This is a genomic window from Streptomyces sp. NPDC049687 (assembly GCF_044465285.1).
Lineage (GTDB): Bacteria > Actinomycetota > Actinomycetes > Streptomycetales > Streptomycetaceae > Streptomyces.
Genome location: NZ_JBITLN010000007.1, coordinates 284,321 through 302,604, shown reverse-complemented (window position 1 = coordinate 302,604; position 18,284 = coordinate 284,321). Strand labels below are relative to the sequence as shown.

At 70.7% G+C, this 18,284-nt stretch carries 19 protein-coding genes and 1 pseudogene; 11 read left to right on the top strand and 9 right to left on the bottom strand.

Annotation, left to right across the window (positions count from 1 at the left end):
- Positions 1-98 precede the first annotated feature (98 nt).
- Together sigJ and ACIBVL_RS23015 are read left to right on the top strand one after the other, a co-directional pair.
- Positions 99-998 (top strand): RNA polymerase sigma factor SigJ, encoded by a 900-nt coding sequence (gene sigJ, locus ACIBVL_RS23020; RefSeq protein WP_399099155.1) that lies wholly within the window; start codon positions 99-101, stop codon positions 996-998.
- Between the two features lie 17 nt (positions 999-1,015).
- Complete coding sequence (locus ACIBVL_RS23015) at positions 1,016-3,145, top strand: MMPL family transporter (RefSeq protein WP_399099153.1); 2,130 nt, start codon at positions 1,016-1,018, stop codon at positions 3,143-3,145.
- Between the two features lie 25 nt (positions 3,146-3,170).
- Here the strand turns inward: ACIBVL_RS23015 and ACIBVL_RS23010 are convergent, their stop codons facing one another.
- Positions 3,171-4,079 (bottom strand): NAD(P)-dependent oxidoreductase, encoded by a 909-nt coding sequence (locus ACIBVL_RS23010; protein ID WP_399099151.1) that lies wholly within the window; start codon positions 4,077-4,079, stop codon positions 3,171-3,173.
- A gap of 84 nt (positions 4,080-4,163) precedes the next feature.
- Between ACIBVL_RS23010 and ACIBVL_RS23005 the strand changes: the two genes are divergently transcribed.
- Together ACIBVL_RS23005 and ACIBVL_RS23000 are read left to right on the top strand one after the other, a co-directional pair.
- The gene (locus ACIBVL_RS23005; protein ID WP_399099149.1) at positions 4,164-4,535 is read left to right on the top strand and encodes a winged helix-turn-helix transcriptional regulator; all 372 of its coding nucleotides are present in this window, start codon (positions 4,164-4,166) and stop codon (positions 4,533-4,535) included.
- Between the two features lie 328 nt (positions 4,536-4,863).
- The gene (locus tag ACIBVL_RS23000; RefSeq protein WP_399099147.1) at positions 4,864-5,346 is read left to right on the top strand and encodes a DUF5994 family protein; all 483 of its coding nucleotides are present in this window, start codon (positions 4,864-4,866) and stop codon (positions 5,344-5,346) included.
- A gap of 144 nt (positions 5,347-5,490) precedes the next feature.
- Here ACIBVL_RS23000 and ACIBVL_RS22995 read toward each other — a convergent pair whose 3' ends face one another.
- Complete coding sequence (locus ACIBVL_RS22995) at positions 5,491-6,417, bottom strand: STAS domain-containing protein (RefSeq protein WP_399099145.1); 927 nt, start codon at positions 6,415-6,417, stop codon at positions 5,491-5,493.
- A 353-nt stretch (positions 6,418-6,770) separates the two neighbouring features.
- On the opposite strand from ACIBVL_RS22995, the gene ACIBVL_RS22990 reads away from it, so the two are divergent.
- Both ACIBVL_RS22990 and ACIBVL_RS22985 read left to right on the top strand, forming a co-directional pair.
- A complete protein-coding gene (locus tag ACIBVL_RS22990; RefSeq protein ID WP_399099143.1) occupies positions 6,771-7,079 on the top strand; it encodes a hypothetical protein in 309 nt (102 codons plus the stop codon).
- Between the two features lie 83 nt (positions 7,080-7,162).
- A complete protein-coding gene (locus ACIBVL_RS22985; protein ID WP_399099141.1) occupies positions 7,163-7,579 on the top strand; it encodes a DUF5994 family protein in 417 nt (138 codons plus the stop codon).
- A gap of 63 nt (positions 7,580-7,642) precedes the next feature.
- Here the strand turns inward: ACIBVL_RS22985 and ACIBVL_RS22980 are convergent, their stop codons facing one another.
- The gene (locus ACIBVL_RS22980; protein WP_399099139.1) at positions 7,643-8,062 is read right to left on the bottom strand and encodes an arsenate reductase ArsC; all 420 of its coding nucleotides are present in this window, start codon (positions 8,060-8,062) and stop codon (positions 7,643-7,645) included.
- Positions 8,063-8,201: 139 nt separating this feature from the next.
- Here ACIBVL_RS22980 and ACIBVL_RS22975 point away from each other — a divergent pair, with 139 nt between their 5' ends.
- Together ACIBVL_RS22975 and ACIBVL_RS22970 are read left to right on the top strand one after the other, a co-directional pair.
- Positions 8,202-8,516 carry an ArsR/SmtB family transcription factor gene (locus ACIBVL_RS22975; RefSeq protein WP_399099137.1) on the top strand — a complete coding sequence of 105 codons (315 nt, stop codon included), beginning with the start codon at positions 8,202-8,204 and terminating at the stop codon, positions 8,514-8,516.
- A gap of 36 nt (positions 8,517-8,552) precedes the next feature.
- A complete protein-coding gene (locus ACIBVL_RS22970; protein WP_399099135.1) occupies positions 8,553-9,338 on the top strand; it encodes an aquaporin in 786 nt (261 codons plus the stop codon).
- A gap of 85 nt (positions 9,339-9,423) precedes the next feature.
- Here the strand turns inward: ACIBVL_RS22970 and ACIBVL_RS22965 are convergent, their stop codons facing one another.
- Positions 9,424-9,795 (bottom strand): ArsR/SmtB family transcription factor, encoded by a 372-nt coding sequence (locus ACIBVL_RS22965; protein WP_399099133.1) that lies wholly within the window; start codon positions 9,793-9,795, stop codon positions 9,424-9,426.
- A gap of 159 nt (positions 9,796-9,954) precedes the next feature.
- Here ACIBVL_RS22965 and ACIBVL_RS22960 point away from each other — a divergent pair, with 159 nt between their 5' ends.
- On the top strand, positions 9,955-11,319 hold the full coding sequence (locus ACIBVL_RS22960; RefSeq protein ID WP_399099131.1) for an NAD(P)-binding domain-containing protein: 1,365 nt from the start codon (positions 9,955-9,957) through the stop codon (positions 11,317-11,319).
- A gap of 28 nt (positions 11,320-11,347) precedes the next feature.
- The gene (locus ACIBVL_RS22955) at positions 11,348-11,812 is read left to right on the top strand and encodes an ArsI/CadI family heavy metal resistance metalloenzyme (RefSeq protein WP_399099129.1); all 465 of its coding nucleotides are present in this window, start codon (positions 11,348-11,350) and stop codon (positions 11,810-11,812) included.
- Positions 11,813-11,965: 153 nt separating this feature from the next.
- Here ACIBVL_RS22955 and ACIBVL_RS22950 read toward each other — a convergent pair whose 3' ends face one another.
- The 5 genes from ACIBVL_RS22950 to ACIBVL_RS22930 all read right to left on the bottom strand — a co-directional run bounded on the left by ACIBVL_RS22950 (position 11,966) and on the right by ACIBVL_RS22930 (position 17,220).
- Complete coding sequence (locus ACIBVL_RS22950) at positions 11,966-12,580, bottom strand: hypothetical protein (protein WP_399099126.1); 615 nt, start codon at positions 12,578-12,580, stop codon at positions 11,966-11,968.
- Positions 12,581-12,591: 11 nt separating this feature from the next.
- Positions 12,592-13,776: a flotillin family protein gene (locus ACIBVL_RS22945; protein WP_399099125.1), complete on the bottom strand. Its 1,185-nt coding sequence runs from the start codon at positions 13,774-13,776 to the stop codon at positions 12,592-12,594.
- A gap of 11 nt (positions 13,777-13,787) precedes the next feature.
- Complete coding sequence (locus ACIBVL_RS22940; RefSeq protein ID WP_399099124.1) at positions 13,788-14,039, bottom strand: hypothetical protein; 252 nt, start codon at positions 14,037-14,039, stop codon at positions 13,788-13,790.
- Positions 14,040-14,269: 230 nt separating this feature from the next.
- A complete protein-coding gene (locus ACIBVL_RS22935) occupies positions 14,270-15,727 on the bottom strand; it encodes an arabinofuranosidase catalytic domain-containing protein (RefSeq protein WP_399099123.1) in 1,458 nt (485 codons plus the stop codon).
- 647 nt (positions 15,728-16,374) lie between these two features.
- A complete protein-coding gene (locus tag ACIBVL_RS22930) occupies positions 16,375-17,220 on the bottom strand; it encodes a hypothetical protein (protein ID WP_399099122.1) in 846 nt (281 codons plus the stop codon).
- A 550-nt stretch (positions 17,221-17,770) separates the two neighbouring features.
- On the opposite strand from ACIBVL_RS22930, the pseudogene ACIBVL_RS22925 reads away from it, so the two are divergent.
- Positions 17,771-18,025: pseudogene (locus ACIBVL_RS22925) on the top strand (TetR/AcrR family transcriptional regulator); the annotation flags it as partial.
- Between the last annotated feature and the right edge of the window lie 259 nt (positions 18,026-18,284).

Sequence of the window (18,284 nt, the reverse complement as noted above, 5' to 3'; positions counted from 1 at the left end):
AAAGTGTGATGTGAACCACACTCCGGGAGTCGGTGTCACACTTCCGGTGCCCGGATCCCTCTCAGTTCGGAACGCATCCGCGACCGGGAGGCCCCACGATGTCCGACACCGCGACCCAGGTGTTCCACGACCACCGTGAGCTGCTGTTCTCCATCGTCTACAACATGCTCGGCAGCGTCGCCGACACCGAGGACGTGGTGCAGGAGACCTGGCTGTCGTGGACGAGCAGAAACCGGTCGTCGAGCGCGGAGCCGATCGACAACCCGCGCGCCTACCTGGTCCGCATCGCGGTGAACCGGGCCCTCGCCCACCAGGCCACCGTCAGCCGCCGCCGGGAAACCTACGTCGGCCCGTGGCTGCCCGAACCGCTCGTCGGCCCCCTCACCGACACCCCGGCCCCCGACGACGCCGCCGACGCGGTGGTGCGCGCCGAGTCGGTGTCGATGGCGCTGCTGGTGGTCCTGGAGACCCTCACCCCCCTGGAACGCGGGGTATTCGTCCTGCACGAGGTGTTCGGCTACGCCCACACCGAGATCGCGGACATCCTCGGCCGCAGCCCCTCGGCGATCCGCCAGCTCGCCCACCGCGCCCGCGAGCACGTCCACGCCCGACGCCCCCGCTACGAGCCCGACCCGCAGGTCCGGCAGCGGGTGACCGAACGGTTCCTGGCCGCCACGCTCGGCGGCGACTTGGACGCCCTCCTGCAACTCCTGGCGCCGGAGGTGACCCTGTGGGGCGACGGCGGGGGCAAGGCGGCGGGAGGCCTGCGGCCGCTGCACGGCCGGGACAAGGTCGCCCGCCTGCTCGCCGCCGTCGCCCCCGCCTCCGGCAAGGGCCTCACCATCGCCTACCGCAGCGTCAACGGCGCCCCCTCGGCGCTGCTGTTCGCCGGCGACACCCCCTGCGCCGTCCTCGTCCTTGACCTCACCCCCGACGGCGACCAGGTCTGCGGGATCTACGCCGTCGCCAATCCCGACAAGCTCTCCCACGTCGTCTGAACACCCGAGGAGTCCACATGGTGCGGAAACTGACGTCCCTGCCCAGTGGCAGAGTGGCCAGCTGGGTCGTGCTCGCCCTCTGGGCGGCCCTCCTGGTCCCGGCGCTCATGCTGGCCGGCAGGCTCGGCGACGTCGAGCAGAACGACAACTCGGCCTGGCTGCCCGGCAACGCCGAATCGACCAAGGTCGTCGAACGGGCCGGAAGGTTCCAGCCCGCCGACACCCTGCCCGCGATCGTGGTCTACGACCGGTCCGGGGGCGTCACCCCCGCCGACATGACCAAGGCGCGAGCCGACGCCGAAGCCTTCAAGGGCATCGAGAACGTCGTCGGGCAGCCGCAGGGCCCGGTGCGGTCCCAGGACGGCAAGGCCATCCAGACCGTGGTCCAGGTCCGCAAGGACAAGACGGGCTGGGAGGGGATCGGCAAGGTCGTCGACGCGATGACCGAGGTCGGTGAGGCGAGGACGAACGGTCTCGGGTTCCACGTCACCGGACCGGCCGGGCACGCCTCCGACTCGGTCAAGGCCTTCGCCGGAGGAGGCGGCCTGACCGCGATCACCGCGGCGGTGGTGGTGGTGATCCTGCTGCTCACCTACCGCAGCCCCGTGCTGCCCGTGCTGCCGCTGCTGACCGCGGGCGGCGCCCTGGTCACCGCGGAAGCGGTGATCTACCTGCTGGCGAAGCACGCCGGACTCACCGTCAACAAACAGACCGGCTTCATCCTGACCGTGCTGGTGTTCGGCGCCGCCACCGACTACGCCCTCCTCCTCACCTCCCGCTACCGGGAGGAGCTGCGGCGCCACGAGGACCGGCACGAGGCGATGGCGGAGGCCCTGCGCCGCTCCGGTCCCGCGATCGTCGCCAGCGCCGCGACCGTCGCGGTCAGCCTGATGCTGCTGATGCTGGCCACCCTCAACTCCACCCAGGGGCTCGGCCCGGCCTGTGCCGTCGGCATCCTCGTCGGGCTGCTCGCCATGGTCACCCTGATGCCGGCCCTGCTGGTCGTCTGCGGCCGCTGGATCTTCTGGCCGGTGCGGCCGTCGTACGGATCGGCCGACGCGACCGAGGAGGGCGTCTGGAGGCGGGTCGGCACCGCCGTCTCCGGCCGGCCGCGGCTCGTGTGGATCGGTACCGCGCTCGCCCTCGGCGTCATGGCGACCGGGGCGCTCGGCTTCGAGGCCGGCGGACTCTCCAGCAAGGACCAGTTCACCGGCAAGCCGCAGACGGCCGTCGGCGAGGAGATCCAGGCCCGGCACTTCCCGGCCGGATCGGGCGACCCCCTCTACGTCGTGACCAGGGCCGCCGCCGCGGAAAAGGTGAGGACCGCGCTGTCCGGCGTCCCAGGAGTCGCCGACGTCTCGCCACCCGTGACCAAGGGCGGGGAGGCCCTCATCCTGGGGGAGCTCCGGGACGACCCCAGCAGTACGGCCGCGACGCGCACCGTCGAGCGGGCCAGAACCGCGGTCCACCGGATCGAGGGTGCGGACGCCCGGGTCGGCGGCAACACGGCGATCATCCTCGACACACAGGAAGCCGCCGCCCGCGACTCCGAGGTCATCATCCCCATCGTGCTGGTCGTCGTGTTCCTCGTCCTCACGCTGCTGCTGCGGGCGATCGTCGCACCCCTGCTGCTCATGGCGACCGTGGTGCTGTCCTTCGGAGCGGCCCTCGGCGTGAGCGCCCTGGTCTTCGACCACGTCTTCCACTTCGCCGGCGCGGAAGCCTCCTTCCCGCTCCTGACGTTCGTGTTCCTGGTAGCCCTGGGCATCGACTACAACATCTTCCTCGTCACCCGCGTCCGCGAAGAGGCCCTGCTGCACGGCACCCGCCGCGCCGCGCTCACGGGACTGTCCGCAACCGGAGGCGTGATCACCTCGGCGGGCCTGGTGCTGGCCGGCACCTTCGCCGCGATGGCCTCCCTCCCCCTGGTGTTCGCGGCCGAGCTCGGCTTCGCGGTCGCCTTCGGGGTCCTCCTGGACACCCTGATCGTCCGCTCGGTGCTGGTCACCGCGCTCACCCTGGACGTGGGCCGATGGATGTGGTGGCCCAGCAGGCTCTTCCGCCGGCCCGACGCCCCCCACCCTCCGGCGGGCCGGCCCGAACACCTCGAACCAGCCCTCACGGGCGAGCAGGGCGGCGGCCGTTAGTCATCCCTCTACACCCTCGGCCGTGTCAGCGCGGTCCTCGGATGCTGTCGATGATGCGGGTCCAGTTGTCGCTGCCGTGTCCGTTCTCGATCGCGCGCCGGTAGTGGGCCTGCACGGCCCGGGGGAGCGCCAGGTCGAGGCCGAGTGACATGCTCGTATCGACGATGTGGTCGGACGTCGCGCCCATCATGGTGACCGTGCTGAGGTCGCCGGGATGTTCTCCGGCATCAAGCGCGGTGCCGGGGTTCTCCTCACCAGCCCTCAGGATGTCGCCGATCGAGTCGGCGGAGGAGAGCAACTCCGGCAGCGCCTCCTTGGCCTTCATTCCTGCGTTACCCAGCATCGCGGTGGCGTGCATCAGTCCGGACAAGGTGGTGAGGAACACCGCGAGTTGGGCTTGATACATCATTTGGGCGAGGCCCGGGTCTTCGCCCAGATACTTGGGTGTTCCCAGCAGTGTCAACGCCGCCAGGTGGCTCTCCAGCACTTGGTCGCGGCCGCTGTAGTAGACATAGGCTGCCTCCGTGCCGACCATCGGCGCGGGGACCATGACACCTCCGGTGAGAAAGGTGGCGTCGTGGCCCGCTGCCCAGGTCGCTGCCTCGCGTGAACGGTCGGGAGTGTCCGAGCTCAGGTTGACCAGCGTCCGGCCGGCGAGCGATGCGGTGGCGCTGCCGACGATGTCGTACATCGCCTGGTAGTCGGTGAGGCTGAGGATCACGAGGTCACTCGCTTCGACCGCTTCACTGGGTGTCGCCGCGAGCGTTGCTCCGTCGGCGACGACGCCGTCGGCCCGACTGGTGGTGCGGTTCCAGACGGTGACCGGGTGGCCGGCGGTGAGGAGGGTGCGGGTCATCGCCTGGCCCATCGGGCCAAGCCCGATCACGGTGACAGCGCTGTCTCGCCCGGTGGTTCGGTTCTGTCGTTCATTCACCCCTCCATGCTCGAAGACCGTCACCACTCTCGGAAGTACCTACTATTTTCTGCGGTACTTACCTTTTCGTAAGGGGGATCAGAGATGGCCAAGGCGCCGAGATGCGGGCCTTACATCTGCGGCATCGACGCTGCGCTCGACGTGGTGAGCGGCAAGTGGAAGGGACTGATCCTCTGGGAACTCGACACCCATCGAGTACGCCGCTTCGCTGAGCTCCGTCGCGGTCTGCCGGGAGTGAGCGAGAAGATGCTGACGCAGCACCTGCGTGAGATGGAGCAAGACGGTCTCGTGCACCGAGAGGTTTATGCCGAGGTGCCGCCGCGGGTGGAGTACTCCCTGACTGAGCACGGGCGCACGCTCAATCAAGCGCTCGGGCCGCTCGGCGCCTGGGGAGTTGAGCGGATGCGGCGCGAAGGCTCCGAAGCGGTCGACGTAGCCGAGACCTCACACGGGTGAGCAACTCCGCCACCAACCCCGTGCGTGCGCGCAACTCCCGAGGTTCGGCGGCGCGGGTGACCGCGGAGACGCCCTGATCACCCCGGGCTCGGCCGACGCCTCGCCGACGGGGCCGTAGGCCGGTCACGACCGTCGGCCGTCGGCCACCGTGACGGGCGGCGGTCCGCCGGGCGCGGGCGGGCCGGCCGGGACCGCCCCGGGCAGCCGTTGTGTGTACGGGGCGTCCGCGTCCGGGACCGGAGACACCGGCGCCGGTGGCACGAGGAGTAGCGTGGGAGGGGCGGGGCGAGTCCCGTGATCGCGCCGATTCCGAAGACGGGTGATCCCCATGAGCGGCTCCGACGCGACGCCGGCTTCCCGGCATCTGCCCAGCGGCGTTCACGAGGCCGTACGGCCCGGGTGTGCGCTGCTCCGGCTGGAGACCACGGAGTCGCGCGAAGGCGTTCTCGACGGTGCCTGGTGGCCGCGGTCGCGCGACATCGGTGCCGAGTTGCCCGCGCTGGTGAGTGCCCTCACCGGCCACCTCGGCCCTGTCACGCGGGTCGGACTGGACACCTCGGCCTGGGAAGGGCTCCCGACGCGGATCGTCGTCGACGACCGGGTGGTGCGCATCGACTCCTTCCCGGTGGGCGACGACACCGTCCTGATCACCCGCGGCGACCAGGACGTGTTCTCGCTGCTGGTGATCCCGCCGCACGTGACGCCCGAGGCCGCGCGCGCCGCGATGGCCCAGGCCGTCCGGGCCGACAACATCACCCAGGCGGAACAGATCCTCATCGACACCGAAGGCGCGCAGGTACCGCCGGACTGACCTTGAGCGCGGTCCGCGTCGTCCGCGCGTCGTCCGTGGGCGGCGGGCGTCTCACCCGAGCCGTGGTCCTCCCGCTGGCTCCCTGCGGCCTGTCCGCGGAGGCTGCTCCCGACGAGTGCCCGCAGCGAGGTCGCCGGAGCGAGGTCAGCGGCCGGTGCGGGGCGGCCCGTCCGCCGGCAGGATCAACAGGCAGGGGGCGACAGGACCGGGCAGTCCGACGACCTCTCCCATGTTCTGCCAGCCCCAGGACGAGAAGGCGGCTTGCCCCGCCCGGTCGGCGGGATGGAGCAGAGTGACTCCGAGGGAGGAGCGCAGGTCTGCGAGCAGACGCTGTTGCAGGCGGCGGGCGATGTCGCGGCGCTGAGGGTGCGGATGGGCCACGACCTGGGTGAGGACGACGAACCGCGCCTGGGACGTGAGCCGTTGGACGCTGTCCTGGAGCGCTCCGTCGACCCCCTGTCGCCCCGAACCCCCGGGGCCCACCGGACAACCGAAGGCGCACCCCACCAGCGCCGTCGTCTCGGCGACCAGCACCGCGAAACCGGGGCGGTGGGAACCGACCGCCAGGCGGCGCAGGAAGTCTCCCCGGTCGTGGTACGCCTCGCGGGGGGTCCCCGCGACCGACTCCGCGGCCAGGTCGGCGATGTCCTCACGCACCCCCTCGGCCTGCCAGCGGCTCAGCCGGCGAAGGCGGATCCCGTCCTCGAGCACCGGCTGATCCGACCGACGAGCGGGGTCCTCGGGCACCGGTGTCCCCTTGCTCGTGAGCAGAGCGGCGGATCCGGTGACAGTCAGGAGCCGGGTGATCTGCGCGCACGGGTGGTGCAGCAGCAGGGAGGCATGCACCCGGCCGGCGCGCCGTGACGCCGACAGGAAGACGTCCAACCCCATGGCGTCGCAGGAGCCGACCGTGGTCAGATCGACGTCGATGACGGTGACGCCGTCCAGCAGACACTGCTCCAACGCGGCCCTCAGCAGCGGTGTCGTGGCCGGTCCGATGTCACCGGCCAGCGTGACGAGCGTCCGCTCGCCTCGGTTGCGCCGATGGATGTCCAGCCGGGAGAGGGGCATCACGCCTCCCCCCGGCGGGGGCGCGCAGCCACACAGAACTCGCGCCAAGTCGCTTCGACCGCGGCGGACATGATGCCGACCCGTCTCCGCGCCGACCACGGGGGCGGCCCGGATTCGTCTCTCGCCGAGGACGACCCGGCGTGGCGGCCGGAGTGCGTGATGCCCTCGGTACTTCCACCGTACGTCGCCGGCCACCGGAAGCGGCTGCGCCCAGGGTGCCAGGAGTACGGTGGGGGGCGTCGAGGGTATTTCGTACACCGGTGACAGGGCTGGTCTCGTCCTCGGCGCGCGGCACGTAGCGGCCGCGCGACACCTCACGAGCCGTTCCCGCGGCCCGGGACAGGTTGCGCCCGATGTCCACCGAATCCCTGCACCCCCCGTATGCGTCCCTGAGCGTGGACGTTCCCGACGACCCTCCCGACGACGGCAGGGTCGAGGTCCGCATCGTCTCCCTGGACGCCGCAGCGGCCCGGCACGTCGCGGACGCTCTCCGGCTGCTGTTCGCCGCGGACGAGCAGCGCAGCTATCCGGCGCTCCCGTCGGGCAGGGGCACGCGACTGCACCTCACGCTCGACCCCGAGCAGGGTGTCGGCCCGCTCCGCTCCTGGCTGGAGGCGAGCAGGCCGCCGGTCGACCGGACGCATCCCGGCGAGACCGCGTGAGGCGTGGGGCCGCCGGGCCGGCCCGAGCCCGCCGAACCCCCGACCGCGGCGAGCCCTCCGCCCCCACCGGACCAGGAGCCCCCATGACGACCACTCCCTCGCTCCACCCGCCTTCCGTCAGGCTGCGGCTGGGGGCGCAGTCCGGCCGGGGCGGCTCGGCCCGGCGTATCGACGGGGCCTGGTGGCCGAGGTCGTACGACCTGACCGCCGAGCTCCCCGGACTGCTCGCGGGGCTGCCGCACCGCTGGGGGCACATCAGCAGTGTCCTCGTGAACGGGGCGATGTGGTCGCTGGCCGGGGACGGGATGCTCGTCGAGGAGCAGATGGTGCACACGCGTCGGACGGACTCCCCGCGCGCCCTCCACACCGTCTGCCTGCTCGCTCCGGGACGAGGCAGATGGGACCTGCTCGTCGTGCCACCCGCCGCCACGGAAGCGGAAGCCGAGCGGCTCATGGAGGCGGCGACGGCGGATGACCCGCTCGCGGGGCACCCCGCCTGACCGGCTACGCCGAGCCGCTGGAGGCCTCGGTACCGCACCCGAGGGATCGCGCCGCCGAAGAGGTCAGGCCTTCTGCCGCGCGTCGATCTCGGCGATCAGCGCCTCGATACGGGTCCTGATCTCGTCCCGGATCGGGCGGACGGCCTCGACGCCCTTGCCGGCGGGGTCTTCGAGGGCCCAGTCGAGGTACTTCTTGCCGGGGAAGATCGGGCAGGCGTCGCCGCAGCCCATGGTGATGACGTAGTCGGACGCCTGGACGGCCTCGGTGGTGAGGACCTTCGGCTCGGCGGCGGCGATGTCGACGCCGACCTCCTTCATGGCCTCGACCGCGGCCGGGTTGACCCGGTCGCCGGGGAGGGATCCGGCGGAGCGGACCTCGATCCGGTCGCCCGCGAGGTGGGAGAGGAATCCGGCGGCCATCTGCGACCGGCCGGCGTTGTGGACGCAGACGAACAGCACGGAGGCGAGCGGGCTGGAGGACATCGGTTCTTCCTTCGTGCGGGGGGAGTTCAGGCCTTCGGCGGGTGAACGAGCGTTCCGTGAGGGGGCTTCGATCTCGGGACGGGACCTCAAAGATCAGACCTGCTGGTATCAGCTCCGAGTGATGTGACAGTATCAGCCCATGATGATGTCAGTCGACACTGATCTGATGCGGGTTCTCGCGGATCCGCTACGGCTCCGGATCGTCACCCTGCTCGCCAAGGAGACGCTCTGCAGCACGCACCTGATCGAGGAGACGGGGGCCAGACAGACCAACCTCTCCAACCATCTGAAGGTGCTGCGCGAGGCCGGGGTCGTGGAGACCGAGCCGTGCGGCCGGTTCACCTACTACCGGCTCAAGCCCGACGTCATCGCCTCCCTCGCGGGCCAGTTCGCCGATCTGGCGGAGACCGCGCGCGTCACCGCCGAGAACAACGTCAAGCGGTCCTGCCCCTGATCCCCGCCGCTCCGGCGACTGCACCGAGGAGTCCTGTTGACCGCCACCGAGGCCACCGAGCACGACCGAACCGGGGAGGCCGGCACGGCTCCCGCGGCAGAGCCGCAGCCCGCCCCCGGCGCCGCCCCGCCCCAGGCCCCTGCGCTGATCGCCAAGGCGGCGGCCGAACTCGTCGGCACGGCCGCGCTGGTCGCGGTGGTGGTCGGCTCCGGTGTCCAGGCCACCGACCTCACGAAGGACGTCGGCCTGCAACTGCTCGCCAACTCCACGGCCACCGTCTTCGGCCTGGGCGTCCTGATCACCCTGCTCGGCCCGGTCTCCGGCGCCCACTTCAATCCCGCGGTCACACTCGCCGAGTGGTGGACCGCCCGCCGCGGCGGCGCCGGAGTCACACTCCGCGAGGCGGCGGCGTACGTCCCCGCCCAGATCGTCGGCGCCGTCGCGGGCGCGATCCTGGCGGATGCGATGTTCGGCGAACCGCTGGTGAAGTGGTCCACCCACGACCGCTCGGCCGGAAACCTCCTCCTCGGCGAGGTCGTGGCGACCGCCGGCCTGATCCTGCTGATCTTCGGGCTGGCCCGCACCGACCGCCTCCGCTTCGCCCCCGTCGCGGTCCCCTCCTACATCGGCGCCGCGTACTGGTTCACCTCCTCCACCTCCTTCGCCAACCCGGCGGTGACCGTCGGCCGTGCCTTCACGGACACCTTCGCGGGCATCGCGCCCGGCTCGGTCCCGGGCTTCATCGGCATGCAACTCGTCGGCACCCTGGTCGGACTGGCGCTGGTCGCGCTCATCTTCCTGCGCGGACGACCGGGCGCATGAGCCGTACCGCCCGGGCGGCGATGGGGGCGGCGGCCGGGCCGCCCTTGCCGCCGACGGCCAGGCCGGCCCGGCCGCCGGCTGACGATCATCCGGCGATCTTCAGCATCTGCCCCATCGCCGCCACCACCGACGGCTCGACCCGGTAGTACACCCACGTGCCCCGCCGCTCGGAGGTGAGCAGCCCGGCCTCCTTGAGCTTCTTCAAGTGGTGGGAGACGGTCGGCTGTGAGACGCCGACGTCGGAGATGTCGCACACGCACGCCTCACCGCCCTCGTGCGAGGCGACCAGCGAGAACAGTCGCAGCCGGACCGGGTCGCCGAGAGCCTTGAACATCCCGGCGGTCCGCTCGGCCTCCTCGGCCGTCAGCGGCCGCTCGGTCAGCGGCGGGCAACAGGGTGCGACGGACTCCGGGGTCACCTCGGGCTCCAGCAGGGGCAGCACCTTCACATTCGACATGCGTCTATGTTGACACATGTCGAAGCAGGGTGCCCGGGAGGCGGGGCTCCCGGACGGCGACGCCAGATTCGATGACTGTCTATGTTGACGTCTATCGAAACAGGTGGGATCCTGGCGGTGCAAAGAGATCGACGTATGTCGAAGCAAAGGGGAATCGTCGTGAGCGCGCCCACCACCGACCAACTGCCCGTAGTGGTCGTCGGAGCAGGCCCCACCGGCCTGGCCGCAGCCGCCCGCCTCGTCGAGCGCGGTCTGGAACCGCTGGTCCTGGAGGCGGGACCGTCCGCCGGCACGGCCGTACGGGACTGGGCGCACGTGCGTCTGTTCTCGACGTGGGCGGAGGTCACCGACCCGGCCGCCGAGAAGCTGCTGGCCCCGACCGGCTGGGTCCGCCCGGACGGCGCGACGTATCCGACCGGTGGCGACTGGGCCGAGAGGTACCTGCAGCCGCTCGGGGACGTGCTCGGCGACAAGATCCGCTACGGAGCGACCGTGACCGGTGTGGCCCGGGCCGGTCGGGACCGCATCGTCGACGCCGGCCGCGACGAGGCCCCCTTCACCGTGCACATCCAGACCGCGGACGGCCGCGAGGAACGGATCACCGCCCGCGCCGTCGTCGACGCCTCCGGCACCTGGTCGACGCCCGGCCCGATGGGTGCCAACGGTCTGCCCGCCCTCGGAGAGAAGACGGCAGCCGGCCTCATCTCCTACCGTGTCCCGGACCTCAAGGACCCGTCCGTGCGCGCCCGTTACGCGGGCAAGCGCACCGCGGTCGTCGGTTCCGGCGCCTCCGCCTTCACCGCCCTCGCCTCCCTGGCCGATCTGGCGCGGGAGGAGGACGGCACGCACACGGTGTGGATCCTGCGCCGGGGCATCGGCGCCCACACCTACGGCGGCGGCGAGACGGACGAACTGCCCGCACGCGGAGCCCTCGGCCTGCGCGCCAGGGCGGCGGTCGAGGACGGGTACGCGTCCGCCGTGACCGGCTTCCGCACGGAGGCCGTCGAGCAGGAGGGCGGCCGGCTCGTACTCGTGGCGGAGGACGGCCGCCGCCTCGACCCGGTCGACGAGGCAATCGTCCTGACCGGGCTGCGCCCCGACCTCTCCTTCCTCTCCGAGATCCGCCTCGGCCTGGACGAGCGCCTCCAGGCCCCGACCGCCCTCGCCCCGCTGATCGACCCGAACGTCCACTCCTGCGGCACGGTCTACCCGCACGGCGTGAAAGAGCTCTCCCACCCGGAACCGGGTGTCTACCTGGCCGGCATGAAGTCCTACGGCCGCGCCCCCACGTTCCTCGCCATGACCGGCTACGAGCAGGTCCGCTCCATCGCCGCCGCGATCGCAGGCGACCACGAGGCCGCCGAACGGGTCGAACTGACCCTGCCGGAGACCGGGGTCTGCGGTGGGGCGGGCCTCTTCGACGAGCCCGAGAACGCCGAGCAGCCCGGCGGCGGCTGCTGCGCCGCCCCCAGCACGCTCCGGATCGGCCTCGGCGCCCCGGTCACCGCCTCCGGCGGCTGCTGAACTCGCCACCCACCCAAGGAGGTTCACCATGTCCCGCGTACAGCTCGCCCTCCGCGTCCCCGACCTCACCGAGTCCGTCGCCTTCTACACGAAGCTCTTCGGCACCGAGCCCGCCAAACTCCGCGACGGCTACGCCAACTTCGCCATCGCCGAGCCCCCGCTCAAGCTCGTCCTCATCGAAGACGCCGGGGGTGAGGCGACCCGCATGGACCACCTCGGCATCGAGGTCGGGAGCACCGAGTCAGTCCGCGCCGCCACCGCCCGCCTGGCCGAAGCCGGCCTGACCACGGCGGAGGAGAACGACACCACCTGCTGCTACGCCCTCCAGGACAAGGTCTGGGTCCACGGCCCCGGCCAGGAACCCTGGGAGGTGTACGTCGTCAAGGCCGACGCCGACTCCCTCACCGGACAACAGGGCAGCACCTGCTGCACCGGCCCGACGGACGCGACCGCCGACCCGAAGGAACCGGCCGCCACGGGCGGCTGCTGCTGACCCGCCGACGACCGGTCTCCACACCGGGGAGGCCGTGACCGGGCGGGGTGAGGGCATGGGCCGCTCACGGGGCGGATTCACCAGCAAGCCGCACCTGAGAGCCGAAGGCTGCTGCCGCCCACTGCCGCCCCGGACCATGATCGGTCCGGGGCCCTACCCGCAGTCGATGTCGGCCGATCCCCCACGGACGACCGGATCGGTGCCCGTACCGCTGATCCGCAGATGACCGCCGTCCCGCTCCCAGGCCAGTTCGTATGTGCCTGCGGCGACGGGCCGGTAACCATCGTCGACCGTCCAGGACCCCGACTCGCCCAGGGCAAGGCCCGTGCGCCCCACCGCGTACACCTCGCCATTGCCGATCACGAGAAAGGACGTCTCCCGCACCACGGCCCTGCAGCCCCCCGGCCCCGCAGGGCTCAGCACGCGGTACTCCGCGTCCGAGACCAGGTCGTCGACCGCTCCCCGAGCGCTGCCGAGCACGGCCGTGACGATCAACAGGATGCTCCCCAGCCGTGCCCACGTGGCCCGCTTCCCCGGAAGCGTCGAAGCATCCGCCGGGCGGCCCACCCGGGTGAGGGCCCGTCGGAGCACGAGCGACACGACAAGGAGAGCCGCGCTCACGCCCCAGCCGGGGATCACCCGCCCCTGCACGACCAGCAGGAGGCTGCTCCAACTCGCCGCGGCGGCGAGTACCAGGCTCCCGATGCCGGCTGCCGTGGAGACGGCGGGCGACAACCTCGTGCGGTGCTGTGCGCGTCCGGCGCCCATACCCGGCGCCCCTAGTCGACGTCGACCGGACCGTCGTTCGACTTCTTCCCCTTGCTGGTGGGCAGCTGGAGCAGGCTGCTGCCCTTGCTCTCCTCGGGGCGGGGGCCGTCGGAGTCCTGGCCGTTCAGGTTCTGTCGGACCGAGTCGAGGATCGTCAGACCCTGGGACACCAGTCCGGCCGCTATCTCGCCGAGACCGTCCGCCCCGTTGAGGACGTTGACGTTGGCGCCGGCCAGACCGCCGGCGGCCTCCTTGACGATCTGCGGGAGCTGGTCGATCAACATCCGGTCGAGCGCGACCCGGTCGTACGAGGCCGCTGCCTCCGCCTGGATCTTCATCCGCTGCGCCTCGGCGGCCGCGAGGATCCTGACCCGCTCGGCCTCGGCCTCGGCGGGCTTCACGACCTCGGCCACCAGCTGCTGCTGGCGCAGCTCGGCCTGGCGCTGGGCCAGCTCCGTCTGGGCGGCGAGCACCTCCTGCTGGGCATGTGCCTGCGCCAGCGGTCCGGCCTGTGCGGCCTCGGCCTGGGCGCGGTCCACCTCGGCCGAGTACTCCGCCTTGACGATGGCGGTCTGCCGGGCGTACTCGGCCTGCTTGCGGGCCGCCGCCTGTTCCGCCTCGACCGCGGCCTGCGTGGCCTGCGCCTGGGCGATCTGCGCCTGCCGCTGGATGGCCGCCTTGTGCGGCGCGGACATCGCGTCGATGTAGCCGGTGTCGCCGTCGTCGATGGACTGGATCTGCAGCGAGTCGACCGTCAGGCCGATCTTCGCCATCTCGGTCTTGGAGGTGTCCAGGACCTCCGCGGCGAGCTTCTGCCGCTCGGTGACGATCTCCTCGACCGTCATCGAGCCGATGATGGCCCGCAGGTGGCCGGCGAAGATCCGGCCCGTCAGCACCGACATCTGATCCTGGTCGGAGAGGAACCGCTGGCCCGCGTTGATGATGCTTTCGTGGTCGTTGCCCACCTTGAAGGCGATGACCGCGCGGACGTGCAACGCGATGCCCTGCCGGGTCACACACGTCTCGGTGACCTCGGACTCGCACATGGACAGGGTGAGGAATCGAACCTTTCGGAAGACCGGGAGCACGAACTTGCCGTGCCCCGTCACCACTCGGAACGGCGCGCCGCCCAGTCCTCGCCTGCCTCCAGAGATCAACATCGCCTCGTCGGGGGCGGGGACGCGGTATCCGAACATGCCTGTACTCCTCAGCCGGCGTCGGCGGCGTCTCCGCCGAGCGCGTCCAATGGATCCACCCACTCGATGACGCCCACCTCGCGGCATCCACGTGATTCGATCACGAGCACCGTCGAACCCGCGGGCAGGGGGGCATCGGACCAGGCGAGGAAGGTTTCGGAGCCGCCTCTGACCCGCACCAGGACTTCGCCGGGGCCCGCGGATCCGCGCGTTCCGATGAGTACCTCTCCCGTGCAGCCGATCACGGCCTCGTCCTGCGGCATCACCGGCCGTCCTCCTCGTCCTGGCCCCAGGATCCCGACGATAGACCCGTCCGGCCGGGGCCCCAAGGGCAGGGGGACCCGGCCTGCGCCGCCGGGACGGTCGGGCGACCCGGATTCAGGTCCGCTGATCGAAACGCTCGGAGATGTGCCGCCTCGCCGTCACCCGATCGCTGTGCCGGCGGTCTGCCGACGCGTGGGTCGGCAGACCGCCAGGGACACAGTCGCTCGGGTCAGGGCGCGATGTCCCACTGCTGGCAGGCGTTGTCGAGCTGCTGCCACTGGCGTACCGCGGTGCCGTTGGCGGTTCCGCAGTTGGCGACGTCCAGCGTCATGCCGGTGTTGACGTTGGTGATGGTGTAGTGGCTGCCCACCTTGGTGACGTCCCACTGCTGGCAGGTGTTGCCGAGCGAGGCCCACAGCTGGACCGCGGTGCCGTTGGTCTGCACGCAGTTCTTGTCGTCCAGGACCGTGCCGCTGTTGACGTTGGCGATGGTGTAGTGGCCGTTGCCCGCGTCGGCGAACTTCCACTGCTGGCAGGTGTTGCCGAGGGAGGCCCAGATGTCGATCGAAGTTCCGTTGGCGGTCCCACAGTTCACCGCGTCCAGGACCTTGCCGGAGTTGGTGTTGGTCAGGCGGTAGGCGGTGCCGGCGACGGGGAAGGTGGCGGACGGCGTGGTGTAGCCAACGGAGGTGATGTTGGCCTGCACGGCGTTGTCGGCGGCGTCGGTCGGGTAGCCGGAGGTCATCACGCCTTCGAAGAAGGAGCCGTCGGACCCGTTGCTGTCGTCACCGCCGGTGCCGAGGACGATGGCGCCCTCCATGTGCATCGGGGTGTATCCGCCGAGGTTGGGAAGGGCACCGTTGTACCAGGTGGTCAGGGAGCCCGATTGGGCGTTCCCGCCCTTGATGGCGTAGGTCGTTGTGCCGTTGTTCTTCTCCATGGCGGTGACGTACTCGCTGGAGTTGCCCTTGTTGTTCGTGTTCGAGCCGTTGCCGCCGGCGAACAGACCGTTCTCCAGGTCTGCCTGGACCCACGGCCCCGACCCAGAGCAGGGAGAGAACCAGCACTCCGTGCCGAAGTTGATCGCGTCCATGTGACCGTTGCCGGTGTCGTTTCCGGACGTCTCGGCGTTGCCGTAGTCGAAGCAGCAGCGGTTGTTCACGTGGTGGCCGCTGGTCACCATGTACGCGCCCTCCGGGGAGCTGCCGGTGGCGATGCCCGTGGTGCTGTTGTCGCGGTAGCCGACACCGGCCGACACGAAGACGCCGTAGGCCGCATGGCCGCCGACGGTGACCGGCAGGGCGTTCGCGATCGCGCCGACGTCCTGTCCACCGTTGCCGCCGGGCCCTTCGATGGTCAGGTCGTTGTGGTTCGAGCTCTGGTCGTAGATCTCGGTGATGACGCAGGTCGTGCCGGAGCAGAAGGAGTCCTGGGCCGCGGCGTTGGCGTAGCCGCCGGTGGTGAGCGTGCCGATGTTGGTGGTCGTGGCGTCCGAGGCGCGCTTGACCTGGTAAAGAGCGCCACTGTAGGAGGCGTAGAGCGCCCGCGTCGTGCTGTGCGCGGCGGCACACGGCGTTCCGGCGGCGGCGTAGATGTCGCAGGGCAGGGACGAAGCTGCCTGAGCCGTGGCCGCGGTGCCCACCACTCCGGCCAGGACGCCGCCGAGAAGCGTGAGAACCGCGCCCACCGACAGTAGGAGCCCTCTCAGGTGTCTACGTATCACTGTGAACCTCTTCCGTTTCTTCTCGAGCCCGGCGCCGCGTGCGCAGGGAGGAGGGGAGGGGCGTGCGGTGCGCGGTGATGCACGCACAGGGACGACTGCCGCCGCGAGGCGGAGTCGGCGCCCGGCGCGGTCTCGCTCGGCAGGAATTTGTTAGCGCTCACACTTCCGGCCATCGAATGAACCCGCTCGGCCAGAGCTACGGGGAACCGGGTACGGGCGGTCGGCGGACGCGCTGTTCGAGCGCGGAAACCGAGTGCGAGTGCGCCACCGCCGCAGCGGTGACCAGTGGGGAACGAAACGGTGTGGTGCGCCGTTCTGACGCGGGGTCATGACCGTCCGTTCTTGCGGGCCTTGCCTTTTGTACGCCGGGCCGTAAGGGGGGTCAACACTGCGGGACGGTCAAGACTGTGGAAACAAACCCGCCTTGCCCCCCTTCCCATGTGTGCGCTAACACGCTTTCCGGCGCGCGGACTGCCACCGGGCAACGCGGGCCGACGCCCCTTCGGAGACCGCACCCGACCATCCGACCTGTTGAGCGTGACGGTGCATCAGATGAGGTGCGGCAGGGAGCGAGCACCGGTGACGGCGGATGTGGTCTGCCGCGACAACGTCTACGGTCCGGTCGCCGTGCTTCGTGGTGATGCCGGGCACTCGCCCAGGTCGGCCCACCCGTCCTTCTGCTCGGCGAATTCCTGTCCCCATCGGGGCAACGGCTCATCCGGCACCACCAGATCACGACCGAGTTGCTGGCCCTGGTATGTCTCGAACGCGCCGTCGCCGGTCGTCTGGTGAATCAGCAGCCGTGCTGAGGCCGGGTTGGCGCTGGCGCTGTGCTGGTTGCCCGCCACCGCACGCAAACCGTCGATGTGGTAGCCGTGGCTCATCCGGATCGAACCCCGGCTCTTGCCCTTGAGGTCACGGCCCAGCGGCCCCCAGCGCACTTCGAGCATGCTCGCCGAGTCGACTGGATCGTCGCTCTTGTCGAGCGCGGTGTACGTGACGGCCATGTCCACGCGGCCGTCGTTGTCGAAATCTCCGAACGCCGCCCGGAATCCCTCCTCGGGCGACGCGTGGGCCTTCTTGCGCCCCACCTCCGTGGTGACGATCGACCACACGGGGTGCCGCACCTGCTTGCCGCCAGGTCCCTCGAACATGACGACCGTACGCCCGTCACGGTCCTTGCTGTCGTGCACCTCGTCCACCACGCCGTCGCCGTCCACGTCCGCGTAGAGCGTCCGCCCGTCCGCCGAGGCACAGATCGGCTGTTCCTCGCCGGGGTTGCGCACGTGGGGGTCCGCGCTCGGCTCCGGGCTCGTCGGCCACGCGTACCAGCCCACCCCCACCGCTACGATCACGGCGATCGAACAGCCCGCCAGCCATCTGCGACGCCGCGCTGCCGCGGCGCTGGGCGCGTGCACGAAGGCGTTCTTGCGCTCGGATATGTCGTCACCACGCATTTGAGGACCCTAGACGATAGTTCCGATGTGGCTCAGTGGCCGTGGGAGATCAATGACCTTGTCCTGGGCGCGCCGATCGTGCGGTTGCGACAAGGCCAGCAGGCCGGGGGCGTTACGGCCGATTGCCCTTCCGCGATCCGCGGCAGAAGGGCAACACGCCGGCCTCGACGGCTGGTGCCGGCAGGCCCCGGTTTCGGGGCAGGTAATGGTCTTGCTGTGACGGTCGAGGGTGGCGATGCTGGGCCGATGCCAGGGCAGCGGAGGAGAAGACGTCAGCGGCAGGACGAGGTGCGGCGGGCCGCTGCTCGTTTCGCGCCTGACCAGGGCCGCTGGGAGGTGCTTTTCGAGACCCAGGACGAGTCGGAATGGCACGCTCATATCCGCCGTCTCCGAGCGTCGGACACGAGGATCGACTGGACGGCGATGCGGGTGGACAGGCTCTGTGGACGCCTGACGCATACGACCACCTTTCGCCTGAGCCTCTTCGTGCCGAAGGCCATGCCTCACCCGGACCAGGGCTCCTCCAGGTAGTCCGGCGGCGCGCGAGCGGATCGTGGCAGGCGCGGCCGACATGATCAGTCGACGCGGTCTGAACGCGACGAGCATCCGCGAGACGGCCAAGCACGCCAGGGCGCCGCTCGGCTCGACGTACCGCTACTTCCCCGAAGGCAAGCAGCAGTTGGCCACCGAGGCCGTCCGCTACACGGGCGAGTGGGTCGCCCGCAGGCTGCGCAGGGAGTTGGAGGCGGGTCCGGTCGCCGGCCTGCGCGCCTTCCTCGCGCTGTGGCGCAAGATCGTCGTCGAACAGCTCGTCGATCACACGGAAGTCGACCCACCACGTCGCTGACGGCTTCTCCGGTCCGCAGGACTCCGCCAGCGCGGCCAGGACGCGCTCGATGACTTGGCCTCGTACGTCCGGCCGCCAGGCGGCGTCCATGACCGCGATGTCGATCACCATCACGTCGAGTTCCTGACCGGCGTCCGAAAGCAGCCGTCCGCCGATGGCCATCATGTCCGGCTCGCGCTCGACGAAGTGCACCTGGAATCCGACGCGGGCGGCCGGA

Excerpts from the sequence above, each read along its gene's own strand:
- ACIBVL_RS23005 (WP_399099149.1), top strand. The coding sequence starts at position 4,164 with ATGGCCAAGGCGCCGAGATGCGGGCCTTACATCTGCGGCATCGACGCT.
- ACIBVL_RS22975 (WP_399099137.1), top strand. The coding sequence starts at position 8,202 with ATGATGATGTCAGTCGACACTGATCTGATGCGGGTTCTCGCGGATCCG.
- sigJ (WP_399099155.1), top strand. The coding sequence starts at position 99 with ATGTCCGACACCGCGACCCAGGTGTTCCACGACCACCGTGAGCTGCTG.
- ACIBVL_RS22930 (WP_399099122.1), bottom strand. The coding sequence starts at position 17,220 with ATGCGTGGTGACGACATATCCGAGCGCAAGAACGCCTTCGTGCACGCG.
- ACIBVL_RS22990 (WP_399099143.1), top strand. The coding sequence starts at position 6,771 with ATGTCCACCGAATCCCTGCACCCCCCGTATGCGTCCCTGAGCGTGGAC.
- ACIBVL_RS22995 (WP_399099145.1), bottom strand. The coding sequence starts at position 6,417 with ATGCCCCTCTCCCGGCTGGACATCCATCGGCGCAACCGAGGCGAGCGG.
- ACIBVL_RS22985 (WP_399099141.1), top strand. The coding sequence starts at position 7,163 with ATGACGACCACTCCCTCGCTCCACCCGCCTTCCGTCAGGCTGCGGCTG.
- ACIBVL_RS23015 (WP_399099153.1), top strand. The coding sequence starts at position 1,016 with ATGGTGCGGAAACTGACGTCCCTGCCCAGTGGCAGAGTGGCCAGCTGG.
- ACIBVL_RS22980 (WP_399099139.1), bottom strand. The coding sequence starts at position 8,062 with ATGTCCTCCAGCCCGCTCGCCTCCGTGCTGTTCGTCTGCGTCCACAAC.
- ACIBVL_RS22950 (WP_399099126.1), bottom strand. The coding sequence starts at position 12,580 with ATGGGCGCCGGACGCGCACAGCACCGCACGAGGTTGTCGCCCGCCGTC.
- ACIBVL_RS22940 (WP_399099124.1), bottom strand. The coding sequence starts at position 14,039 with ATGCCGCAGGACGAGGCCGTGATCGGCTGCACGGGAGAGGTACTCATC.
- ACIBVL_RS23000 (WP_399099147.1), top strand. The coding sequence starts at position 4,864 with ATGAGCGGCTCCGACGCGACGCCGGCTTCCCGGCATCTGCCCAGCGGC.
- ACIBVL_RS22945 (WP_399099125.1), bottom strand. The coding sequence starts at position 13,776 with ATGTTCGGATACCGCGTCCCCGCCCCCGACGAGGCGATGTTGATCTCT.
- ACIBVL_RS22955 (WP_399099129.1), top strand. The coding sequence starts at position 11,348 with ATGTCCCGCGTACAGCTCGCCCTCCGCGTCCCCGACCTCACCGAGTCC.
- ACIBVL_RS22965 (WP_399099133.1), bottom strand. The coding sequence starts at position 9,795 with ATGTCGAATGTGAAGGTGCTGCCCCTGCTGGAGCCCGAGGTGACCCCG.